The organism is Marinobacter sp. E2 (genome assembly GCF_055755345.1).
The window spans coordinates 2082384-2103133 of record NZ_CM146911.1 but is presented as its reverse complement, the minus strand read 5'-3'; the positions used below and the strand labels follow the sequence as shown (position 1 = coordinate 2103133).

Genomic DNA, 20750 nt, shown 5'->3' with positions numbered 1-20750 from the left:
CGTGTCTGGTTCATCAACCCGAATCCTGCACTTCATTGAAAGCGGTGGTCTCTACGGCGCAGAACGGGTCATCCTGAACCTGTCCCGCGAGATGGCTCAGAACAGCGAACTGGTGCCTGTGGTGGGGTGTATTGTCAGTGCGCCGGCGGAACAAAGCGATCTATACGATGCAGCAGTGACTGAAGGAATCGAAGCGGTAAAGCTGGTTATCCCGAACAGCCGGTTTCCCGCAGTTATGCCACGGATAGCCCGGGAACTGAAGCGGCTGAATGTTGGCTTGATTCACTCCCACGGCTACAAGCCATCTGTTTACGGATTTCTGATCAAGATTTTATCTGGCATACCAGTGATGGCCACCTGCCATCTGTGGTTCGAGATGGACAAAGGACCGCTGAAAACACGCATATTAATTGGGCTGGAGAAGCGTCTTTACCGATGGTTTCCGCGGGTTGTCGCGGTTTCCGACGACATACGGCGTGTTCTGACAGGCAACGGCGTGCCCGAAAATAAGGTCATTGTGGTTGAGAATGGCGTATCGATCGAGCCCGTCAGTACACCTGAGCAATCTGCCATGCTCCGGCAATCATTAGGCATTGGCGCTGAAGACTTCTGTGTGCTCAATGCGGGCCGGCTGACCCGGCAAAAAGGCCAGTGGACTTTGATAGAGGCCGCCGCGATTCTTAAACGACGTCAGGTGCACATCAAGGTGCTGATCGCAGGGGAAGGGCGCCTGAAAGATTCGCTTGCGGAACAGATCGAGCAGCATCAGTTACAGGATCGGGTCAAGCTACTCGGTTTTCGCCGCGATATCCCGGAACTGTTAGCCATGAGCGATGCATTTGCGCTGCCGTCCCTTGATGAAGGCATGCCGATGATACTGTTGGAGAGCACGGCCCGTGGTGTTCCATCAGTTGTCACGGCAGTCGGTGATATTCCCAAATTGATTCAGGCCAACGAGACGGGCCTTGTGATAGCAAAGGAAGATCCGGAGGCGCTGGCAGACGCTATTGAATCCTTACTGGCAGATAAAGAGCTGCGTGAGCGGCTTGCAAAAAATGCCCGGATCAGAATGCAGGCGATGTATTCCAGTAGGTCCATGCATCAGAAGTATCACGAGATTTACCAGAACCTGCTGGACGGAGTAAGGGAATGACGTCGGTTTCTGGCAACCTGGACTCCCCAGTACGGATACTGTTTTGCATTGACCAGTTGGTGCGCGGCGGCACCGAGCTTCAGCTGATTGGGCTCATTGAACGCCTGGATAGGGATCGTTACGCGCCCTATCTGCTTACGATTCGCCCGACGGATCCGACGCTTATTCCGGCGGATTGCGAACACGTCGATCTAAGCGTGCCGAAGTTGTTCTCACTGGATGGCCTGCGGTCTTTATGGTGGCTGGTAAGGTTTCTGCGCCGTGAACATATCCGCATCGTTCAGACATATTTCCAGGATTCGACGGTATTTGCCGGATTGGCAGCGAGAATAGCAGGGACCCCGGCGCGAATTGCGTGTTTTCGCGACCTGGCATTCTGGAACAGCCGAAAGCAGGCCGTGCTTCTCAAAGGGATATACCCGTTGATGAATGGCTATATTGGAAACGCCGGGGTGGTGATTTCTCACTTTGCCCGGGTTTTCGGAATCGACCCGGAACGGGCAACGGTCATAAGAAACGGTGTCGATGCATCACAATTGCCTTTTACGGAGCACGCACAAGCGACGACCGACATTGGTATTGTTGGCAACATGACCCGACAGGTAAAGCGCACTGATCTGTTTATACGCGCTGCGGCCATCGTGCACCGGCAATATCCCGACCTGCGATGGCATATTGTGGGCGATGGCCATTTACGACCGGAACTGGAAGCATTGGCGGAAGAGCTGGGTGTGAGTGATCAGATCATCTTTGCCGGGCGGATCGAGGACGTAACCGGTTATCTGGGAAAACTGCAAATCGGTGTAATCTGCTCGGATTCCGAAGGCCTCAGTAACGCCATCCTGGAATACATGTTTCGTGGCGTGGCCACTGTGGCGACCGAAGTCGGTGGCAATACCGAACTTGTTGAAAACGGGGAAACCGGATTGACCGTCCCACCGGACAACGCCGATGCGCTTGCGCAGGCGATTTTGCAGTTGGTGGAAAGCCCCGAAACCAGGCAAAGAGTGGCTCACAGGGCCCGGAACCGGGTTGAAACTAGTTACAGCTGGTCGCGTTGCCTGTCAGACCATAATCAGCTTTACCAAAGCCTCCTGGCGGGCCAGGCGATTGAGAGGTCCGTATGAGATTTGCCAAATTCCTGGGGGTCGGTGGCGTTGCCACCCTGATGCAATACGGCATCCTGATTGCGATGGTGGAACTGCTTTCCGCCAGCGCATTCGTTGCCTCCACCATTGGTTATCTGGTCAGTGGGATTTTTAATTACACTCTAAACTATTACTTCACCTTCACCAGTTCTGCCAAACATGGACTGGCGGCGACTCGGTTCATCATTGTGGCCGTGATCGGGCTGGCACTTAATAGTAGCCTGGTGTTTTTGCTAACCGATGTGATTTCGGTGTTTTACATCACCGCGCAGGTAATCGCTACGGCCGTAGTGGTCATCTGGAATTTCATTGCACATAAACACTGGACGTATCGCTCAGTAAAGGACGATGGATGTGATGTCTGAAATGGAAAATCCCGTTGTGCTGTCCATAGTCATTCCCTGTTACAACGAGGAAGAGGTGTTACCGGAGACCGCAAGGCAAATGGGCCAATTGCTGGACAGCATGGTCGCTGAAAACCTGCTACACGCAGACAGCCATCTTTGCCTGGTCGACGATGGCAGCAAGGACCGCACCTGGGCGATCATTCAGGAACTGGCAGAAAAATCCAGCCAGGTCCGCGGCCTGAAACTGGCCAGAAACCGGGGGCATCAGAATGCCTTGCTTGCCGGGCTCGAAAACGCCGAAGGCGATGTTCTTGTCAGCATTGATGCCGATCTTCAAGACGATATTACCGTCATCCGCTCAATGATCCTGGAGTACTACAAGGGCCATGAGATTGTCTACGGTGTGCGGAAAAAACGAACTACAGACAGCTTTTTCAAGCGGTTCACGGCGGAGGGCTACTACTATCTGCTCAGTAAAATGGGCGTCAACATCGTTTTCAACCATGCTGACTACCGCCTGATGAGCCGCCGGACCATTGAAGCGTTGCGTCGGTATGAGGAGGTAAACCTGTTTCTTCGGGGAATTATCCCGACCATCGGGTTTTCAACAACCGAGGTCTACTACGACAGGGCAGAGCGCTTTGCTGGCGAGTCCAAGTATCCCCTGAAAAAAATGCTGGCACTGGCAGTGGATGGCATCACCTCGTTTTCTGCCGTACCGTTGCGGTTTATAGCGGCCCTTGGATTCATCATTTTTATTTTCAGCATGCTGATTTCGGTTTGGGCACTGGGTGTTCGGCTTTTTACCGATGACGCTATTCCTGGCTGGGCGTCGTCTGTTCTGCCCATGTACCTTCTGGGCGGTATCCAGATCCTGAGTCTTGGCGTTATTGGCGAGTATGTCTCCAAAATTTATATGGAGACCAAGCGTCGGCCTCGCTATTTTATTGAACGAGCGGCAGGGCAGCCACTTGAAGGGCAGTCACAGCCTCAGAAAATCAGGGAACAGATTCCAATATGATGGATACGCTTTCCAGATATATCTTCTATCCGCTCTGGGAGTTGAAAGACCGTAGTAGCCGGTTGAAAGAATTAGCTGCTCTGGAACAACAGCAGTGGTGGCCCAAGGACCGGCTTGAGGAGCTGCAATGGCAGCGGCTGGAGCGCATGCTGACCTATGCCGGAAAACACAGCCCTTTTTACCGGACGTTGTTTAGCGCTGGCAACCTGAACCCGGGCGGCCATTGGAACTGGGAAGCCTTTCGGCGAATTCCTGTGACCCCCAAGCAGGCGATCCGTAACCAGACGGACCAGTTCATCAGCGATGAGTACGACAAACAAAATCTGGTAACCGCTAAAACCGGCGGTTCGACTGGGTTTTCGCTCAATCTGTTTTTCGATGAGTCATGCCAGGAACGCCGTAATGCGGCTCAAATGTGGGCGGACCGATGGGCAGGTTGGCAACTGGGCGAGAAAAAAGCATCGATCTGGGGCAATCCACCCGTGGCAAAGGGGCTGAAACAACGTCTTCGGCTCAGACTTCTGGATCGAACTATTTATCTGGATACCATGAATCTGAACGATCAGAGCATGGGCGAGTTTGTATCGCAGTGGCGTCGAGAAAGGCCAAAGGCAGTTTTTGGTCACGCCCATTCCATCTATTTATTCGCCCGATACGTTCTGGAAAAAGGGCATCAGGATCTGCGCCCCAAAGGTATAGTGGCTACGTCGATGATGCTGCTTGAGCATGAGCGACAGGTGATTGAAGAAGCCTTCGGCTGCAAGGTCACCAATCGATATGGCTGCGAAGAAGTCGGGCTGATTGCCTGCGAGTGTGAGCAACATAACGGAATGCATCTGAATCTTCCTCACCTGATCGTGGAGTTTCTGGACGCCAACGACAAGCCGGTAAAACCAGGCGAGCCGGGTAAGATCGTAGTTACCGATCTGAACAATTTCGGTATGCCGCTGATCCGTTATCGGGTTGAAGATGTAGGCGTGCATACCCTGAAGCAGTGCGCGTGTGGGCGTCAGTTACCAATCCTGGAAAGGCTTGAAGGACGGGTGGCGGATTTTCTGAAGTTACCGGAAGGAGGCCAGGTTGCGGGTATATCACTGGTTGAGCGGACTCTGACAAAAGTTCCTGGCATTGAGCAGATGCAACTGGTCCAGAATAGCCTTCAGGAAATCATCATTAACCGGGTCAAAGCGCAAGACTATTCGGACATGACCGACGCCATGCTGATTGATGCAATGCGCGAGGTTTTTAACGACTCTGTGAGCATCAGAATTCAGGATGTTTCCAATATTCCCCAGGAGCCTTCCGGGAAGTACCGTTTTTCTATTTGTAAGGTCTGAAATATGACAGAACAACCACTTGTGAGCGTCGTCATCGCAACTTATAACATGGGCCAATATCTGCCCTTGGCGATAGACTCTGTGCTTGCGCAGACCTGGTCTAACTTGGAGCTGATCGTAATCGATGATGGCTCAGAAGATGATACGAGCGAACAAATGAAGCGTTACGAAAGAGATTCGCGCGTACGTTACGTCCTTACAGTGAACCAGGGGCAGCCGAGGGCAAAGAATCGAGGGCTGCTTGAGTCCAGGGGCGACTTTATTGCCTTTTGTGATGCAGATGACCTCTGGCAACCACGTAAGCTGGAAATCCAGATGCCGTACTTTACAGATTCAAAGGTCGGAGTAGTTTACAGTGAGGTCTCGTACGTTGACGAGAAAGGGCATCCTGTTGACAAGGAAATTCCTTACGAACGCCACAGCGGCAAAGTAACAGAAAACCTGGTAATCAAAAATTTTGTTCCCTTTGGAACTGCGGTGATTCGACGGGAATGCGTGGAAAAGAGCGGCAACTTTGACGAAACCCTTCCTATGGGGATCGACTGGGATCTCTGGTTACGATACTCAATGAGCTGGAATTTTCAGTATGCACCAGATGCAACTTATATTTACCGCATTTGGCCGGGACAGATGTCCAAAAACTATAGGGGCAGGTATAAAAATGCTTTCCTGATTTTGGATAAGTTTATCCAAAATCATCCAAAGGCCGTATCGAAATCGTTGATGGCAAAAGCTTGGGCCGACATGTATATCAGCCGGGGGATGTCTCTTGCCAAGTCAGAAAGAATCTATATTGAGCCCATTAAAGATGTGCTGACTGGCTTGCGTTACGATTGGTCTTACTTTCCTGCATGGAAATCATTGGCAAAGCTTATTCTGAGAAGGGTGTAGCCAAATGCTGTTGCAAGGACGCATTCAATGAATTTAAACCAGCTAATTTATCGCTTTTCACGCCCCGTCGGCGGATTAACGCTGGCTAAATACTTGGCGCGTAAGCACCCCCGAATATTGATGTACCATCGTGTACGAGGCCAACACGGTGTTGAAGGAATTCCTGTTGATTTGTTCCGCTGGCAACTCAAAAAAATCAAGCAACATTTCAATCCGATGGCACTTGATCAAATGGTTGATGCACATGAGTGTAACAGGCTGCCTGATCACGCAGTTGCATTGACATTTGACGATGGGTATCGGGACTTTTATGAGTTAGCATATCCGTTACTCAAAGAGTTTGACCTGCCAGCGACTTTGTTTCTAACAACTGGCTTTGTGAGCGGTGAATTATGGCTTTGGCCTGATCAAATAAAATACATTTTAAGTGAAACAAATCACAAAGTTGTGGAGATACTCGATACTAAAAAGTCTCTAACTTCAGAATCCGATCGTTATGAAGCTTGGAGCGAAATCGGAGACACATGTTTAAGGCTAACGAATACCGACAAGCACCTGCTTATTGAGCGGATTGCAAAATCCCTCGAAGTGAGCTTACCGCCTAGTGCCCCAGAAGGATTCGAGGGATTGAACTGGAATATGGTGAAAGAGATGAAAGCTAATTCCAGATTAACGATCGGTAGTCACTCCGTGAGCCATCCAATCATGACAAGTCTCAGCCCCAAAGCTCTCAGCTATGAGCTGTTAGCATCAAAAGAGACAATAGAGACTGAAACCGGACAACCCGTAAGTGCTTTTTGTTATCCGAATGGTCAGCCTGAAGACATTAACGACATAACCCGTGTTGCAATCCAGCACTCGGGTTATGCCTACGCGCTTGCAGCATATCCGGCTCCTGACCCTCTGAGAGATCGATGGGCAATCGCCCGCTATCCCGGTGCTTCGACGGTAAGTAATTTTGAAAAATCCATATACGGTATGAGCTATCTCGCTACCCGCCACTACTAGACTGATTGAGACAAAATAGTCGAAAACGACAGACAAGGTTAAAATACACTCTTCTCGGGGACAAAATGGAAAAGCCTAGCGTAAGTGTTCTATTGCTGACTTATAATCGTCCTGAAGAGATAGGAAGAAATGTTTCCGAGCTTATGAAGGTTCTATCGAAAGACATCGAAATCGTGGTAGTTGATAACTGTTCATTGCTAAAGGCTAGCGACGTCCTTGAACCATATTTAGATCGCCTGAAAGTAATAAGAACTAGTGAAAATTTAGGTGTAGGTGCTCGAAACATAGGAATGAAATCTTGCTCATCCGATATTGTCATTACACTTGACGATGATGTTTTCGGGCTGACTCAGGAAGCCATTGATTTGATTGCCGAGAAATTTTGGGTGAATGCTAACTTAGCGGCGCTCAATTTCAAAGTTATTGACGACGTGACTGAAGAACAAGTCAACTGGATTCATCATCGAAAACTTTCAGATTGGAGTGATAGCGAGTTCGAAACTTATGAAATAAGTGAAGGAGCTGTTGCTTTGAGACGCGAGCGGTTTCTTCATTGTGGAGGTTATCCGGAACATTTTTTTATAAGCCACGAAGGGCCATATCTTGCCCTTACGCTGCTTAACGCAGGCGCAGAAATAATTTACTGTCCTATGATCTCAGTTCGACACGCTCACGCTGAGGGAGGAAGATCTTCCTGGCGGAGATATTATTACGACGCTAGAAATGTAATATGGCTTTCTTTTAGACTTCTTCCGATGAATTTATTTATCGAGAAATGCATTTTAGAACTCGGCGCTCTTTTCGTTTATTCCGTTCGAGATGGGTATTTTCGATATTGGCTAAAGGGTGTTAGAGATGGGATTCTGGGGATCAATAAAATAGGAATTGTCCGATCGCCAATTGGGCTACAGGCTGAGAAAAGATATAGAAAAATGAAGTTAAATAATCCGAGTATCTTTTATATGATAAAGATTAGAGTTTTCAGCGGTTTTCGAAAGGTTAGAATTTGATCGTATAAAGAGGTGCATTTGCTTATGGTGCCGTGTGAGAAGCGCGGGTATTTCGATCTCACTACGGCACCAAAAATCAGAGTACTATCTTATTTGTATTTTTACCGGGTCTGGACACATTGGGCAGAGCTTTTCACCAACTAAGGTACTTTGGTTTTTAGAATCATAAACGTGAATGAAGATGCTTTGCCAATCAGGAATCAAAGATCTATCAATAATAATCTTTTCATTTGACCAGCTTAAAGGTGGCAGAGTGACCGCCTTGGTGCTATCGGAAATTAGTTCGCGATCGGTAATGACAACTCGAGACCTCGAGTTCTCCCCAACTGCAACATATACGTTGTCATAGATAGCTTGGAAGTTGGATGTATCACCGTTCCCCCACCACCCTGGAACGTGGAGTTTGTCAAACTGATAGTCCGTTCCAGAGAAATTAGCTGGATCGGTCACATCCGACCGCTGGTAAACGGTGGTCGTATTTATTACAGAAAAGTCCCACAATACAGGCGTTGTGGAGGGCGCTATCTCATCGGTTTCAATGTAAAATGACATGTTGTTGAAATCATGCCAACTCCACCAATTACCCCCGCCTGAGATCCACGAGATATTACCATCGTTACCGCCGATCAGAAAGCTGCCGCGCCCAACATGACTAGGTACCGCCAAATCGAACCGTCCGTCATTCGCGTACAGACCTTCCCCGGACATCAGCCAGACAAATTTCCAAGAGCTATTATCTGGAAAAATTCTATCGGAAGATGCTCCGGGAAAGTAATTGTCCTCAGGAACTTTTACTGAATAAGAAAAAAAGACCTTTCTATAGGGCTTGCCAAAAGATAATTTCAAAATCGGGCGTTGACTACCGACAGGCATGGTTAGATCGCGCGCAAGAAATCCAGTATTGCCCGAAGCCTCTCGCACATAATAAGGTTTTGCCGCGGATTCAGAAATTGAGTTCCAAGAACCTAAATTGGCGCTTTCCGGGAGCACGTACTCACCTGGTTTTCCGTTTTCAAAATTGTCGAATAAGATAACCGTAGGAGGACCAGAAAAGCCCGAGCCTGAAATTTCCAGAACCTCTTTATTTTCATATAGGCCCGACTCGAGCGTGTTAATGACCGGCTTTGCGTGAGCGGTGAGGGTCAAAGGAGCCAGTGCCAATGTCCAAAGAAGAGCCTTTGGTGCGTTGAGTTTAAAATGTTCAGCGAAGCTCGGCCGCATAAAATTTACCCCATTGAATACAAAAAAACTCTCTTTAGAACAAAAGTTAATAAAAGGCTATCTTAAACGATCTTTGTCAATTTTGAAGTTGGCTAAGTGCACGGGCTGTATCTAGCTGCTTCCAATGCTTTACGTATAGGTTCACTTTAGCTGGTGACGAATCATTATCCTATTTTTGTGATTCGGAATAAAGTAGTGTTGAGTTACTAATGATTTCTAATAGTAATTTCCCGTTGTGTGAGCTGGTCGGTCGCTATTTTTTGATGCACCTTTTTGTTCCTGAACGGGCTTATGGCTAATTCGCCACAATGACATTGTTATGCCAGCTGCGAACCACCAATAAATTTCATATGTGTCCATTCCGAATAAGCCGAGGAAAAGCCGTGCATACACGAACGCTACAACCGATCGGCTAAGGGCGATTAATATTTGGTTGTTCTCGTAGTAAGACTGCGCTTCTGTGGCTTTTTTTTCAATGAGCTGGTTAGTTTTAATAATTGTAAGAATTAAATAAAGGAAAGCTATTAGGCCAAATATGCTTAAGTTGGTTAATAATTCTAGGTAAAGGTTATGAGTATCTTGAATCCTTCCAAACATTTCCATTCGAACTGTTGGAAAGGCTGATACGCCGACTCCCCATGGGTGGCTGAGAAAAACTGATACGGCGTCTTCCAGTATCTGAAGTCTAGTCTGAGACGACGAACCCTCTGCCTCCTGCATCGTGAATATGGATTCAAAGCGGCCTATATAGTCGGCCGGAAGGACAGAAATTGCTATTGGTATTAGCAATACCAAAAATACAAGAAGTTTTATCTTTCCTGTTCCTTCCTTTTGCCACCAAAAGTAAAATGCTAATAGAAGGGTCGCAACGTAACCTGTTCTAGATCCAGTGAAGACTATAATGATTACGCAGGAAACTAGAAGGGCGGCGAGAGCTAATTTTTGGAGTTTGTTGACAACTGGAAAAAGGTAGTAGATGAATGGTAAGCACCCAACCGCCATTCCACTGAAAGAGTTTGGATGACCATAAAGGCCTCCCTGTTGCCCGTGGAGCCGAGGTATACCCTGATTCTCCCAAACCATTCCGCCAGTTATCCAACCCATGAAACCTTCCTGCCCCAGTTTCATCATGGCTAGCAGGAAAGCACCAACGGCCATTTTTAGTGCCCATTCCGTTCTGATGAAGGCGGTGAAGAAGAGCGCAAGCATTGAGAACTTTACAACTCGTTCGTAAAACGTCGTCCAGGATAATGAGTGGTCGTAAGAGAAGGCGGTGTAAAAAATCAGCACGCCAAAAAAGAAGCAAATTGGCTTCTTTAATGGGGTTGCGGGATTTCGGTCGTTCAGTAATCGAACGATGGCGCATGCAACCAGAAACGTACCCAAAAGGAATTCAAAACGAATCGCACCTAACAGGTCTACTCGGCTTCCTAATTGCAGATACCAGGTAATGATGAACAGGCAGGTGAGATAAACAAGCGGTTTGTTTTCTGCTGTTTTTCTTGTATCAGCGGATTCTGGAAACGCCCGCGCCGAGGACCGTCGTGTGGGGCCATATTTAAGCTGTTGGTTCATGCTACCGCCATTAAAACGAGAATTGCTCAAATCTTCAGAAAATGCTGGCGGAGAGTTTTGTAGGAAAAGCCTCCATTTTCTGGATTCCGAATTCTGAAGTTCCGAGCGAACTTTGGTTCTAAATACAAGAAAAACTACGAGATTTTGATCTGTAATGCGGCCAAAGTTCTTGTACTATGAATGCTGTATTAGGCACGTTCGAGTACCCAACGGCTCTTGTTTAATCCTATCCCATTTGCGAAGAAGTGTCTTTATTAAAGAGGTTTGGTTGTAGTGAGCCTATTTCAAACGAGTGCCTGGCAGAGCGCGTGGTGGCGAGAGTGGTCGACAATTCCAGGAACCAAATTGTTGCGGGCTGGCGGTAGTGGTCGGTCGGGCCTTTATCTACACACCTACAGTGGTGGCGTAACCCCGGAGATCCAGTGCCTCCAATTCGTTGGCACAAGTTATCGCCAGTTTTCTGCTCCTCGAACTGAGTACAATACAATGGCGGCCTCGACCAGACTGGAGCAGACGTTAATGAGGCTAGAGCAAGCTAAGTGGACGGAAGCGGTGTTCTCAGACATGAAATCCGATACTGGAGAACTCCCGGCGATAGCATGCTGGGCGCAGAATAATGGTTGGCTTGTTCGTAGTATAAGGAAGGACACTTCCTATGGTGTCGATGTTTCAAGCGGTTATGAGAATTACCTTGGTGGCCTTGGGAAGAGCACGCGCTTGAAACTTTTTAATCGTCGAAAGGTTTTTGAATCGTTGGGAAGTGTGATCGAAGAGAACTTCTGGCCAGAGCGGACCACCGAATTTTTCGAGCTGCTCAATCAGTTTCACCGGGTACGTTGGGGAACTCCTTGTTTCAGCGAGCGGAGCATTTCTTTTCACCGGGATTTCCTGAACTGCGCCGCATCGGAAGGCATCAAGCCTTATCTCATGGTTTTGCACATTGGGCTTCGCCCCGTCTCTGTTCTTTACAACGTTCTTTACGATGGTTGTGTATACAATATCCAGTCGGGTTACGAGCAGGCTTTTCACAAGAAAGTGGCGTTGGGCACGCTGCACTTGGGCTACGCCATCGAGGCGGCGTTCAAGGACCCAGAAGTATCGTATTTCGACCTCTTGGCAGGTGAGGGCAAGAACACAGACTATAAGGCGCACCTGGCCACTGATCGCGTGTCTCTCATTAGTATAATGGTGGTAAGAAGCCGGGTATTTCGTTTGCTTTATCGCGCCAAAGACTTTCTGCATCGCGTTAAACAACGCACTTTGGCCTGATTCAAGGGAAAATAGGAACATCGATAAAGAGGGAACTGTGACCAGAGGCAAAGAACCTACAGCGGCAACTGTCGTTATTCCGTCTTTCAATGCAGCAAAGACTTTGCCCGAAACGCTCGGAACGGTGCTTCCCGAACTCGGGCCCTGCGATGAAGTCATTATCGTAGATGATGGCTCGAATGACGACACCGGCTCCATCGTGCAGGCATTTGAAGATGAGCGTATAAGGTACATCTATCAGGCGAACAGCGGTGGTCCAGCCAGCCCACGCAACCGTGGTGTTGCCGAGGCGAGGGGAGAGCTTGTATTCCTTTTTGACTCAGATGATTTGATGTTACCGGGGAAGATTGCAGCCGCAAAGGAGGCTTATGAGCGCCATCGAGATGTTGGGCTGATCTTCTCAAATTTTCGGACTATTAACGAAAAAGGCGAGATTCTTACACCGCGCTTCCTTGATGGCTATGAGCTCACCGGGCCCTTTGGGTTATGTGATGAGCCTGTCAGGATTGAAGCACCGGAGGCGTATCGTGCGCTGGCGAGGGAGAACTTCGTGGGTACCTCAGGAGTCGCCATCCCTAAGAAAGTTCTTGATAGTGTCGGTCCATTCGACGAGTCGCTTTCGAATGGCGATGACAGGGATATGTGGTTCCGCCTTACTCGGCATTTTCCGGTTGTTTACATTCCCCAGGTTTTTCACTGCTATCGTATTGGAGAAAACAGCATATCAAAAGGCAGTGCACATAAACGGACGCCGGCGAAGCTGAAAGTGTTAGAGCGGCAACTTGTTGAGCCCCTGGATCTGCGTTTTGAGTATGACATACGGGATCAGATCGCTGATAACTATCACGCACTCGCCTATGAAAGTTTTTCGCAAGGTAACATGCAAGAGTGTCGCTATGAGATTGCTGAAGGTTGGAGGGCGAGAAAACGTTGGGTATGGTTTCGGCTGTGGATTCTGTCTCTACTGGGTAGTCGGATTACCGCAATTTTAAGGAAGCTCAAGAAGGCATTAGTGAAATGATGCGGACTCCCAGGGTCTCGGTAGTTATACCCGCTTTTAATGCGGCATTGTTTTTGCCCGAAACACTACAGTCTTTGTCCGGGCAGATGCCTGATCTTGAGTTGATAATTATTGATGACGGGTCTTCGGACAATACCGATTCCGTCGTAAAGCCCTTCGTTTCAGAGTTGGTGCGTTATAAAAAGATTGATAATTCTGGCGGTCCCGCCAGGCCACGTAATCTGGGTTTGAAAATGGCGCGGGCGCCGCTGGTGGCTTTCTTTGATGCTGACGATTTCGCATTACCGAATACGCTTGAGCCTTCGGTCAGGCTGATGGAGGCTAACGATAGCGTTGGGATGCTGTGTACCAATTTCCACATTGGTGACGAACGCCTTGAAATAATCAGACATCGGGTTGCTGATGAGAAAGAGAGTCTGAAGCGCGCCAAAAAGGAGCTATTGGCGGAGGGAGTTTGGAGAATTCCCTCTTCGGCTGCCTTCTCTGCGTTGTTACAGAATAATTTTGTTGGAACACCCAGTGTGATTATCCGCCGGGAAGTGTTTGATCGAGTGGGGGGCTACGATGAATCCCTCAGAAATCTTGACGATCGGGACATGTGGCTCCGGATTGCGCGCCATTACGATGTTATTTACAGGGATGAGCCGACGTTTATATACCGTAGTGTTCCAACCAGTATCTCCAGACAAGGTTTGGAACGACAGGCAATAGAAAGGACTCGGGTGGGAAAAAAACTGTTCTCGCAAGCTCTCTCGGCATACCAGAAACGGCTCGTGAGGAGCTGGATTGGCCGTAATTACCTTACAGCGGGGTATATGAGATTCGAAGCTTCTTCAAAGAGGGCTGCTTTGAACGCCTTTGTTCAGAGTTTTTTCTACTCACCTTCCTGGGCGGGCTTCAAGGGGATCGTCAAAAGCCTGTTACCGGATTCGATCTACCGCCATTCTCGAACGATAAAGCGTTAGCATTCTACCGAGTGCCCCGAATAGCTCTCGATAATGCGGAGATAACGAGAGACAAAAGGCCTGCGTAGCCCCCACGGTTGGGTGGTGCCGGTTTCGGCTGAGGAAGATCGGACGGCGCATTGGGGCAAAAATCAAAAAACTCGTTGAGGGCTGTCATTACTGCCGATGCTCGTTCAACGACGGCGGGCTCTCGATATTTCGACACCAGTTCCTCTGAGTCTTCGGGTACAAAACGCTCCACTTCGGCCAGAATTCGAGCGCAATCGAATGCTGTCGAATAGGTTCTGAGTTTGTAGCTGTTGAAGCCTGGATCAAGATAGTCAGAGAGTGAGTCATTAACACTAGAGAATACTTTACACCCGCACGCAATGGCCTCGAGCGGTGGTAGCCCGAAACCTTCACTGGCTTTCATTTGTGCCCAATGATCGGTGGAGTCGTATAAATAGATTTTTGTTCGGTTGAGGTAATGGGAGAGATCGTCTACCCATTCATCCAGAATCACCAAGTTACATTGTTCTGCAAGTTTTGGTGCAAGTGCATCTAGCAGGTAGGCTGATGATTTGCGCTTTTGGATCAGTACATCGATATCACGATCACCGCTCTTGGGTCGATATTCTTCTCCGATAATATTGGGCAGCCTCATAATGAACTGGTTAGGTGCTTCGCGTCCCCAATAGGCCTGAGTATGCTTACTTACCGTTATGACCGGCACTTCCGGAGGCAAAAGGAAACCCCACCCAGTGCTGTGTGCGAAGTAAACAACGTTGCGCCCTTTAAGCCGGTTTAACAGCGCAGGAACGTTAGGGCCCCAGTGAACCACGAAAATTTCTTCATCCTCGGGAGGCTCGGACAGCTTATCATCAAGAAAGGGGAATCCGTCGACGCGATGTTGATAGGTTATGGCGCGGGTCGTAGGAGCGAGTTTCCTAAAAACTTCGTAAAAACGCCATTGCGCGATATGACCCCCGCTCTGGATATCCATTCGTGGAAACAGGAATACCAGCTTTCTCATTCAGATATCCCTATGTTTATATTCTTTGACTTCACTCGCAATCTTCTGGAATAGCGAGTCGAGAGTCCTTTGCCTTTCTGCGAGGACTAATTGGTCGGGCTGAGTCGCCTTGGCAAGCATTTGATTCACTGTCAGATTAATGTCCAGTTGCACCGGTGGTAGCTGCATACTTAAAGAGGATGCGTAGTCCCGGAATTTGAAATCCCCACCTTTGAGCCTGTCCGAAATTTTCAACCACATTGCCGAGATGCCTAGAGCGTGTGCAGCGATAATGCCATGCAATGATGAAGATACGACATAGTCACACTGCGCAATATCATTGATGACAACATGGGGTTGTCGTTCAACGTCAATCAGATGAACGGCCTGGGCCTGCTTCAATAACCACTGCTGGAGAGCAGGATCGTCCTTGTCCGAGTAGTGAGGAATGAGCCCCAATGAATGCTTCTTTTTGGGTGCTTTCTGCGAAAGTAGCCTGCCGGACAATAAGCCAGGATCACCGAGTGCTGTGTCCGATGGCGCGCCACTTCGGTCGCGAGATAGCTCCCCCCTAACTGCCAGGAATCTTGCGTGTGGCAGAGATAGTGTTCGGTCTTCGATCAAACCAGAGCCCAGGACAATACCTGAAAAAGTTGAAGGTAACTGCTGGAGAACGCTACCCGTAGAAACCAGATCTGCCATTGCGGGCTTCTCGAATCTGGGAGTAAGGCCGTAACTTTTGAGTAGCGCCGGTGTTATCAGATCGCCGAAGTTGATTCGTTCTTTCCACCAATAAGCGTTGATGGGGTAACCAGTTACGTCTAACCAAGTGCCTTGGGCATGTTTGGTAAACTGTTTTAGCGCACGCTTCATGTTCATTCCATAGACTCTTGAGAGGACGGAACTCCTTGTTAACACAGAAATGCTTAGATCTGATGACACAATGATTAGGCTTTAGCCTTTTTCCCGGGTTTTTCCGGAATGTCTATTCAGTTTGTCCGGTAGCATCTTTCTAATATAGGCCCATTCTTCTTTAGTCAGACTTGGAAGCATTAGCGCCCAGTAGAGTGCGCTAATGATAAGTGCGCTCCCTAAAAGGCTCCAGAAATTCGAGGCCTTCAAGACATCCAATAGGATACTATTTGCAATAACACTTGAAACGATGAGGAGAAGAACGGGTTTAAGTAGGTTTCGATATAGGCGTGATACGTGTAAATCAATTTGGCGCTGGATGATAATAGGCAGTATCAGCGTTCTTGTAACAAAGAAAGGCAAAACAATGGCAACTGCGGCACCAGCGATGCCCGCCTCGAGAAAGACTAGGGCCGGGTAAATCAGAACTAAAGAGACAACTGCTTCAAACATGCTTAGATAAGCGAGTAGCCTGGGTTTGGAGATTGCCATTAGAACATTGCTAAGCGGTGCAAAAACGAATGCGACGATACGGCCGACAATCATGATGGCAAGTACTTCATACGCTGAGTGGAAATTAAACTCCGAACCCATCCATATTCTGATGAGTGGTTCCCCGAGCAAAATAAGGCCATAGGCGGCAAAAGCCCCCAGTAATAGATTGATTCGAATAAAAATTACGGTTTTACTTCGGAGTCCCTCGTAGTCTTCTCTGGCCTGGTATCCAGCGAAAACAGGAGTTGTCATGCCTGTTGCTTTGGTCAAAAAGTCCAGACTGTACTCAACAAGGCGTACGGCTACATAGTAGATTGTAAGTGGGCCTGTACCAAGTAGGCCACCGATAATGAAAATGTCCGCTTTGCCCTTGATGAGCTTTGTCAGATCGAGAAGGAAGGCCCATCCACTATAACCCGCGAGTGAGCGGATCGTTTCTCTGTCGATAAAGTCTGCTTTCAATCTAAGTGGTTTAAAAAGGTACTTTGCGATCAATAGAGTTGCGAGGTCACTGGCAATCGATCCCCCCAACTGTACCAAAGCAACGGCAATAAGTTTGTAACCGCTAAGGAGCGCGATGATTGTAAATGCCGTAGTTATGAGCTTTATGGCAATACGGGTCCATGCCATTAGGTCGTAGCGAACGTAAGCTGCACCAATCCCGGCAAAGGCTTTGAATGGAAATGAGATTACTAATCCGAGTCCGGCCAGGAAAACAAGCAGTCGAACCATATCAACGTTGGAAGGATCTTCAACCCATATTTTCGACACGGCTGCGATCGTCAAGGTGGCCACTAAAACTAACAGTGCCAACCCGGTATAAATGAGGAGTGCAGAGTTTATAACCCTATTGGCGGCATCTTCTTCACCTTGACTGATGAAGCGTGACATAAAACGGGTGACGGCCGTGGCAAAACCGAAATCAAAAAGATAAAGACTTGCCGTGAAGCCCCCAATCAAGATCCAGAAACCATACAGCGATTCGCCCAGCTGGCTGACCATAAAGGGCAGCATGAACAACCCAACGGCGATATTGACCAATGTCATCAGTGTCTGTGCGACAGAGCCACGAAAAAGCTTTTTAGGAAGTGACATTCAGATCCAGAGTCCTTGGTTAGCGCGTTCAGGTTTTTAGTAGATACTTTGTCTCCACTTCCTTTACCGTTTTCCAGCGATTGGAGAATGGAGAAGATACCCGACCACAATTCAATAAGAAATCTCTGATAGTTTCTGCGCTATTAGAAGAATCTGAGATGAAATGATCTCTAAGCTCTCTGATAGACCGAGTTTTATCATAGTCTGGATGGGTTATTGTTTTGATTGCTTCTTGAAGACTGGTTAGATCGTTAAAAACTTCGGACGATTCTCGATACAGTTTATCGGTAATTTCAGATTGGCACTGAAACTGCGAATTTCGATAAAGAGCGGCCGGTCTCTCGAGAAGGCTATATTCGACTCGGATGGAGCTATGGTCACAGAGCAAGTAGTCAGATGCAGCCATCATTTCGAAAGGATGGCCTGTTGGGCAAATCCTCAAACGTGAAGGATAGTGATCCACTAATGATTGCAAACGATCAAGTAGTGCTTGTCCATTAAATCCGTCTTTTTTGACTGTTAAATTCCATAGTTTTGGATGTCCCGTGACGATAACGTTGTACTCACTGGCCCACTCACACACAGACTGAACCACAGGAACGTCAAGATCTCTTAAAAGAGACATCTGCGTCCAGTGCGAGGAAATTAGAATAGTTTTTCTGTTCCCATCTAGGTGCAGTTTTTCAAGAACAGCTTTCTTGTCTATTTGGTTTGAAGAAAGCGTCGACAATTTAGGGTTGCCTGCAAGCAAGAAGGCCTTTCTGGGGTTCATGCGAAGCTCCGACGAACTTTCGATCAACTCGTTGTAAAAACCCCTTCCTGGGCAGACCACAATTGAAACGTTGTCTTGTTCCGCGGTTATCTGAGCCCAGGGCTTCTGGTTGATGCGTGAGCGCCGACCGTTTCCAAAGCAACTGCCATGTCCAATGGACACGCCGACAGATGGCCAGGAGAGCCAAAAATGGTGGATGTCGGTGGAAACGACATAATGCCATAGTGTCAGCGCTGCTTTTCGTCCGGTAATCTCATTCTTTCTGAAGAGCTCAGAAAGATCATCATCAGAAAATTCAATCATTTCATCTCTATTCGCCCCTGTTGTCGCACATCTAAATGACGGATGGTTAGACATTGCTTTAAGTATGGGGGCTTGGTTTGTAAAACCTATTTCGTTGTGCACAAGGAACAGAACACGTATAGGTCCAAATTTCTCAAATGTACTGGAGACTGCGGTGCGAATTAATGTTTTTAGTCTGATCACACTGTGTTTCCACTCTGAGCTTTCTTAACGAAGGCGGGATATCATGACATCGGTTGGTGGGGTGAATGGCTTGCAATCAATCTTGAAACTTAGCCCAAAGTGTACACCATGGGTCCGGGCTCTATAAAACGATCTTTGCCCGTAACAGGCTCGTTCAACGGAAAGTTCCCGACGAATCTATGCAATGAGTGGCGACGCACTGTCGACAGGTCAGTGAGTCCGATGTTGACCCTTGCTATCTGTGTGGTTGGCAACTACTGCCATGCAGAAGCAGCTTACCATTGGTTTCGCTTGTAGGAGTGCAAGGCGATGGTAAAAAATTGTTCTGGAAGGCAGAATCCTTGAATGAATAGTTGTCTTCTTGAGGGATCAGAAAGATATGAGCATTGAATGGACGCGAATTCGATGTATGGCGAAGGATCTTCTAACTTTTGGGTTGGTTCTTTTTTCCATCGGTTTCCTGGCGTCGGAGACCGTTCTGGGAATTGTAAACCGTTGGTTTAAGTTCGACCAAGCTTACTCTCATGGTCTCTTGCTGCTTGCTGTCTCCGTATTCCTTATAGTTCGTTCAGCAAAGCGACAACCTGTGTCGCTGGGCTTCTACCCAGGTTGGTTGGTGCCTTTTGTTCTTGTACTCGTTGTTTACGCCTTGGGTGACATAATGCGGGTGCAGGCACTGAGTGAGTTGACCATCGTCCCGATGATACTGGGCGCCGCCGCTGTGCTTCTTGGCTGGCGGCAGGTGCGCCAGTTTATTGTACCGATCGGCATACTTTTTCTGGCCGTGCCGGTCTGGGACTATCTCGCCTGGACACTGCAGATCATCACCGTGGAGGTGAACCGCCTCTTGCTCGGGATATTCGGTATTGATTTTAGAGTTGAAGGCATTTTTGTTTACCTGACAGGTATCGGAATCTTTGAGGTCGCCCATGGCTGTTCGGGGCTTCGTTACCTCTTGGTAGGGCAGTTACTCGCTCTTCTTTATGGTGAACTCAATCTTAAGAGTGTTTCATCGAAAGTCTGGCTTTATCTGTTTGCTGTGTGTTTGGCCCTGGTGGCTAACTGGATACGCGTATTCGTTATCATATACGTAGGGCACGAGAGCAACATGCAAAGCAGTCTCATAAACGAGCACGACAATTTCGGCTGGATGGTTTTTGCGGTAACTCTTATTCCATTATTTTTCGCTGGTCGTGTTCTTGAGAAACGTGAGGGTAACCTGCCTGGTTCTCCCGCTGGTGAGGAAAAATCACTCAGAGCTCCCTTCGCGAGAGATGCGCACAGTAAATCTGTCATAGCCGCATGTACGCTAATTTTCTTGAGTTTGCTAGCGTGGTTTGCACTGCCTGGGGTGCCCGACAGCCACAATGTCGGCACGTCAAAGCACGCGAGTTCCTTTGTTCCTCAAGACAACTGGATGCCCCTGTTTACGGGAAACATGTCGGGCTGGTCTCCGTCCATTGAGCGTCCGGATCGATTTGTAGAACGGAGTTACATAAGCAAGGTGAGTCTGGGCACAGATGGTGAAACAAGCGAGCGATTGTTTTTGGGCCTCTATAGCTACGATGTGCAGCGGGCTGGACATGAGTTGGTGAATTATAATAACCGGTTGTATGAGCCTTCTAGATATAGCGTTAAGAGTGTATTTGAAGTGAACTCAGAAAACGGCCCATTGATGTCTGGCATGACTTTAAAACCTCTCGGCGCAGAAAATCTGATTCACTTGGCTTACGGCTATTACGTTGAAGGGCGATGGGAGAATAATGAGTTACAAGCGAAACTCGCGCAATTGCCGGGCATCATGAATAAAAGAACGGATGCGTCCCTGCTTGTAGTAGCTTTGGAGTGTGCTGATTGCGAACCCCAGCAACGTCTTTCTGAGGTTATCCCGCAGATTCGTTCGGAAGTTGAGAATTACCTGGACCGGGTCTATGCATCTGTTTCCAGATAATGCATTCGTGAACCGGCTTTAGGCAGCGATGTAGAAACGAAAAAGCGGCACCTGGGGTGCCGCTTTTATCTATATGTGAGCT

At 48.2% G+C, this 20750-nt stretch carries 18 protein-coding genes; 12 read left to right on the top strand and 6 right to left on the bottom strand.

Annotated features, from left to right (window positions below; genetic code table 11):
- The first annotated feature begins 1 nt into the window (after window position 1).
- From AC0J1C_RS09595 to AC0J1C_RS09560, 8 genes are all read left to right on the top strand, one after another.
- A complete protein-coding gene (locus tag AC0J1C_RS09595) occupies window positions 2-1153 on the top strand; it encodes a glycosyltransferase family 4 protein (protein ID WP_473043651.1) in 1152 nt (383 codons plus the stop codon).
- Complete coding sequence (locus AC0J1C_RS09590) at window positions 1150-2280, top strand: glycosyltransferase (protein ID WP_473043650.1); 1131 nt, start codon at window positions 1150-1152, stop codon at window positions 2278-2280. The genes AC0J1C_RS09595 and AC0J1C_RS09590 overlap by 4 nt, the downstream gene beginning before the upstream one ends.
- On the top strand, window positions 2277-2666 hold the full coding sequence (locus tag AC0J1C_RS09585) for a GtrA family protein (protein ID WP_473043648.1): 390 nt from the start codon (window positions 2277-2279) through the stop codon (window positions 2664-2666). The genes AC0J1C_RS09590 and AC0J1C_RS09585 overlap by 4 nt, the downstream gene beginning before the upstream one ends.
- Window positions 2659-3669 carry a glycosyltransferase family 2 protein gene (locus tag AC0J1C_RS09580; RefSeq protein WP_473043647.1) on the top strand — a complete coding sequence of 337 codons (1011 nt, stop codon included), beginning with the start codon at window positions 2659-2661 and terminating at the stop codon, window positions 3667-3669. Before AC0J1C_RS09585 ends, AC0J1C_RS09580 begins: the two co-directional genes overlap by 8 nt.
- The gene (locus AC0J1C_RS09575) at window positions 3666-5006 is read left to right on the top strand and encodes a phenylacetate--CoA ligase family protein (protein WP_473043646.1); all 1341 of its coding nucleotides are present in this window, start codon (window positions 3666-3668) and stop codon (window positions 5004-5006) included. The genes AC0J1C_RS09580 and AC0J1C_RS09575 overlap by 4 nt, the downstream gene beginning before the upstream one ends.
- 3 nt (window positions 5007-5009) lie before the next feature.
- Window positions 5010-5897: a glycosyltransferase family 2 protein gene (locus AC0J1C_RS09570; RefSeq protein WP_473043645.1), complete on the top strand. Its 888-nt coding sequence runs from the start codon at window positions 5010-5012 to the stop codon at window positions 5895-5897.
- Window positions 5898-5924: 27 nt separating this feature from the next.
- Window positions 5925-6905: a polysaccharide deacetylase family protein gene (locus AC0J1C_RS09565; protein WP_473043643.1), complete on the top strand. Its 981-nt coding sequence runs from the start codon at window positions 5925-5927 to the stop codon at window positions 6903-6905.
- 65 nt (window positions 6906-6970) lie between these two features.
- Window positions 6971-7915: a glycosyltransferase family 2 protein gene (locus tag AC0J1C_RS09560; protein ID WP_473043641.1), complete on the top strand. Its 945-nt coding sequence runs from the start codon at window positions 6971-6973 to the stop codon at window positions 7913-7915.
- 84 nt (window positions 7916-7999) lie between these two features.
- Here the strand turns inward: AC0J1C_RS09560 and AC0J1C_RS09555 are convergent, their stop codons facing one another.
- Complete coding sequence (locus AC0J1C_RS09555) at window positions 8000-9136, bottom strand: hypothetical protein (protein ID WP_473043639.1); 1137 nt, start codon at window positions 9134-9136, stop codon at window positions 8000-8002.
- Between the two features lie 216 nt (window positions 9137-9352).
- Window positions 9353-10711, bottom strand: a complete 1359-nt coding sequence (locus AC0J1C_RS09550) for an O-antigen ligase family protein (RefSeq protein ID WP_473043637.1) — start codon at window positions 10709-10711, stop codon at window positions 9353-9355.
- 564 nt (window positions 10712-11275) lie between these two features.
- Between AC0J1C_RS09550 and AC0J1C_RS09545 the strand changes: the two genes are divergently transcribed.
- Genes AC0J1C_RS09545 through AC0J1C_RS09535 form a run of 3 tightly spaced genes read left to right on the top strand, consistent with a single transcriptional unit; the run spans window position 11276 to window position 13966 of the window.
- Window positions 11276-11980 (top strand): GNAT family N-acetyltransferase, encoded by a 705-nt coding sequence (locus tag AC0J1C_RS09545; RefSeq protein ID WP_473043635.1) that lies wholly within the window; start codon window positions 11276-11278, stop codon window positions 11978-11980.
- A 37-nt stretch (window positions 11981-12017) separates the two neighbouring features.
- Window positions 12018-13001 (top strand): glycosyltransferase family 2 protein, encoded by a 984-nt coding sequence (locus AC0J1C_RS09540; RefSeq protein ID WP_473043633.1) that lies wholly within the window; start codon window positions 12018-12020, stop codon window positions 12999-13001.
- On the top strand, window positions 12998-13966 hold the full coding sequence (locus tag AC0J1C_RS09535; RefSeq protein WP_473043632.1) for a glycosyltransferase family 2 protein: 969 nt from the start codon (window positions 12998-13000) through the stop codon (window positions 13964-13966). Before AC0J1C_RS09540 ends, AC0J1C_RS09535 begins: the two co-directional genes overlap by 4 nt.
- 4 nt (window positions 13967-13970) lie before the next feature.
- Here the strand turns inward: AC0J1C_RS09535 and AC0J1C_RS09530 are convergent, their stop codons facing one another.
- From AC0J1C_RS09530 to AC0J1C_RS09515, 4 genes are all read right to left on the bottom strand, one after another.
- On the bottom strand, window positions 13971-14978 hold the full coding sequence (locus AC0J1C_RS09530; protein WP_473043630.1) for a glycosyltransferase: 1008 nt from the start codon (window positions 14976-14978) through the stop codon (window positions 13971-13973).
- Window positions 14979-15836: a polysaccharide pyruvyl transferase family protein gene (locus AC0J1C_RS09525; RefSeq protein WP_473043629.1), complete on the bottom strand. Its 858-nt coding sequence runs from the start codon at window positions 15834-15836 to the stop codon at window positions 14979-14981.
- Between the two features lie 75 nt (window positions 15837-15911).
- The gene (locus AC0J1C_RS09520; RefSeq protein WP_473043627.1) at window positions 15912-17459 is read right to left on the bottom strand and encodes an oligosaccharide flippase family protein; all 1548 of its coding nucleotides are present in this window, start codon (window positions 17457-17459) and stop codon (window positions 15912-15914) included.
- Between the two features lie 28 nt (window positions 17460-17487).
- Window positions 17488-18717: a CDP-glycerol glycerophosphotransferase family protein gene (locus tag AC0J1C_RS09515; RefSeq protein ID WP_473043626.1), complete on the bottom strand. Its 1230-nt coding sequence runs from the start codon at window positions 18715-18717 to the stop codon at window positions 17488-17490.
- Window positions 18718-19096: 379 nt separating this feature from the next.
- Between AC0J1C_RS09515 and xrt the strand changes: the two genes are divergently transcribed.
- Window positions 19097-20668 (top strand): exosortase, encoded by a 1572-nt coding sequence (gene xrt, locus AC0J1C_RS09510; RefSeq protein ID WP_473043625.1) that lies wholly within the window; start codon window positions 19097-19099, stop codon window positions 20666-20668.
- Window positions 20669-20750 lie beyond the last annotated feature (82 nt).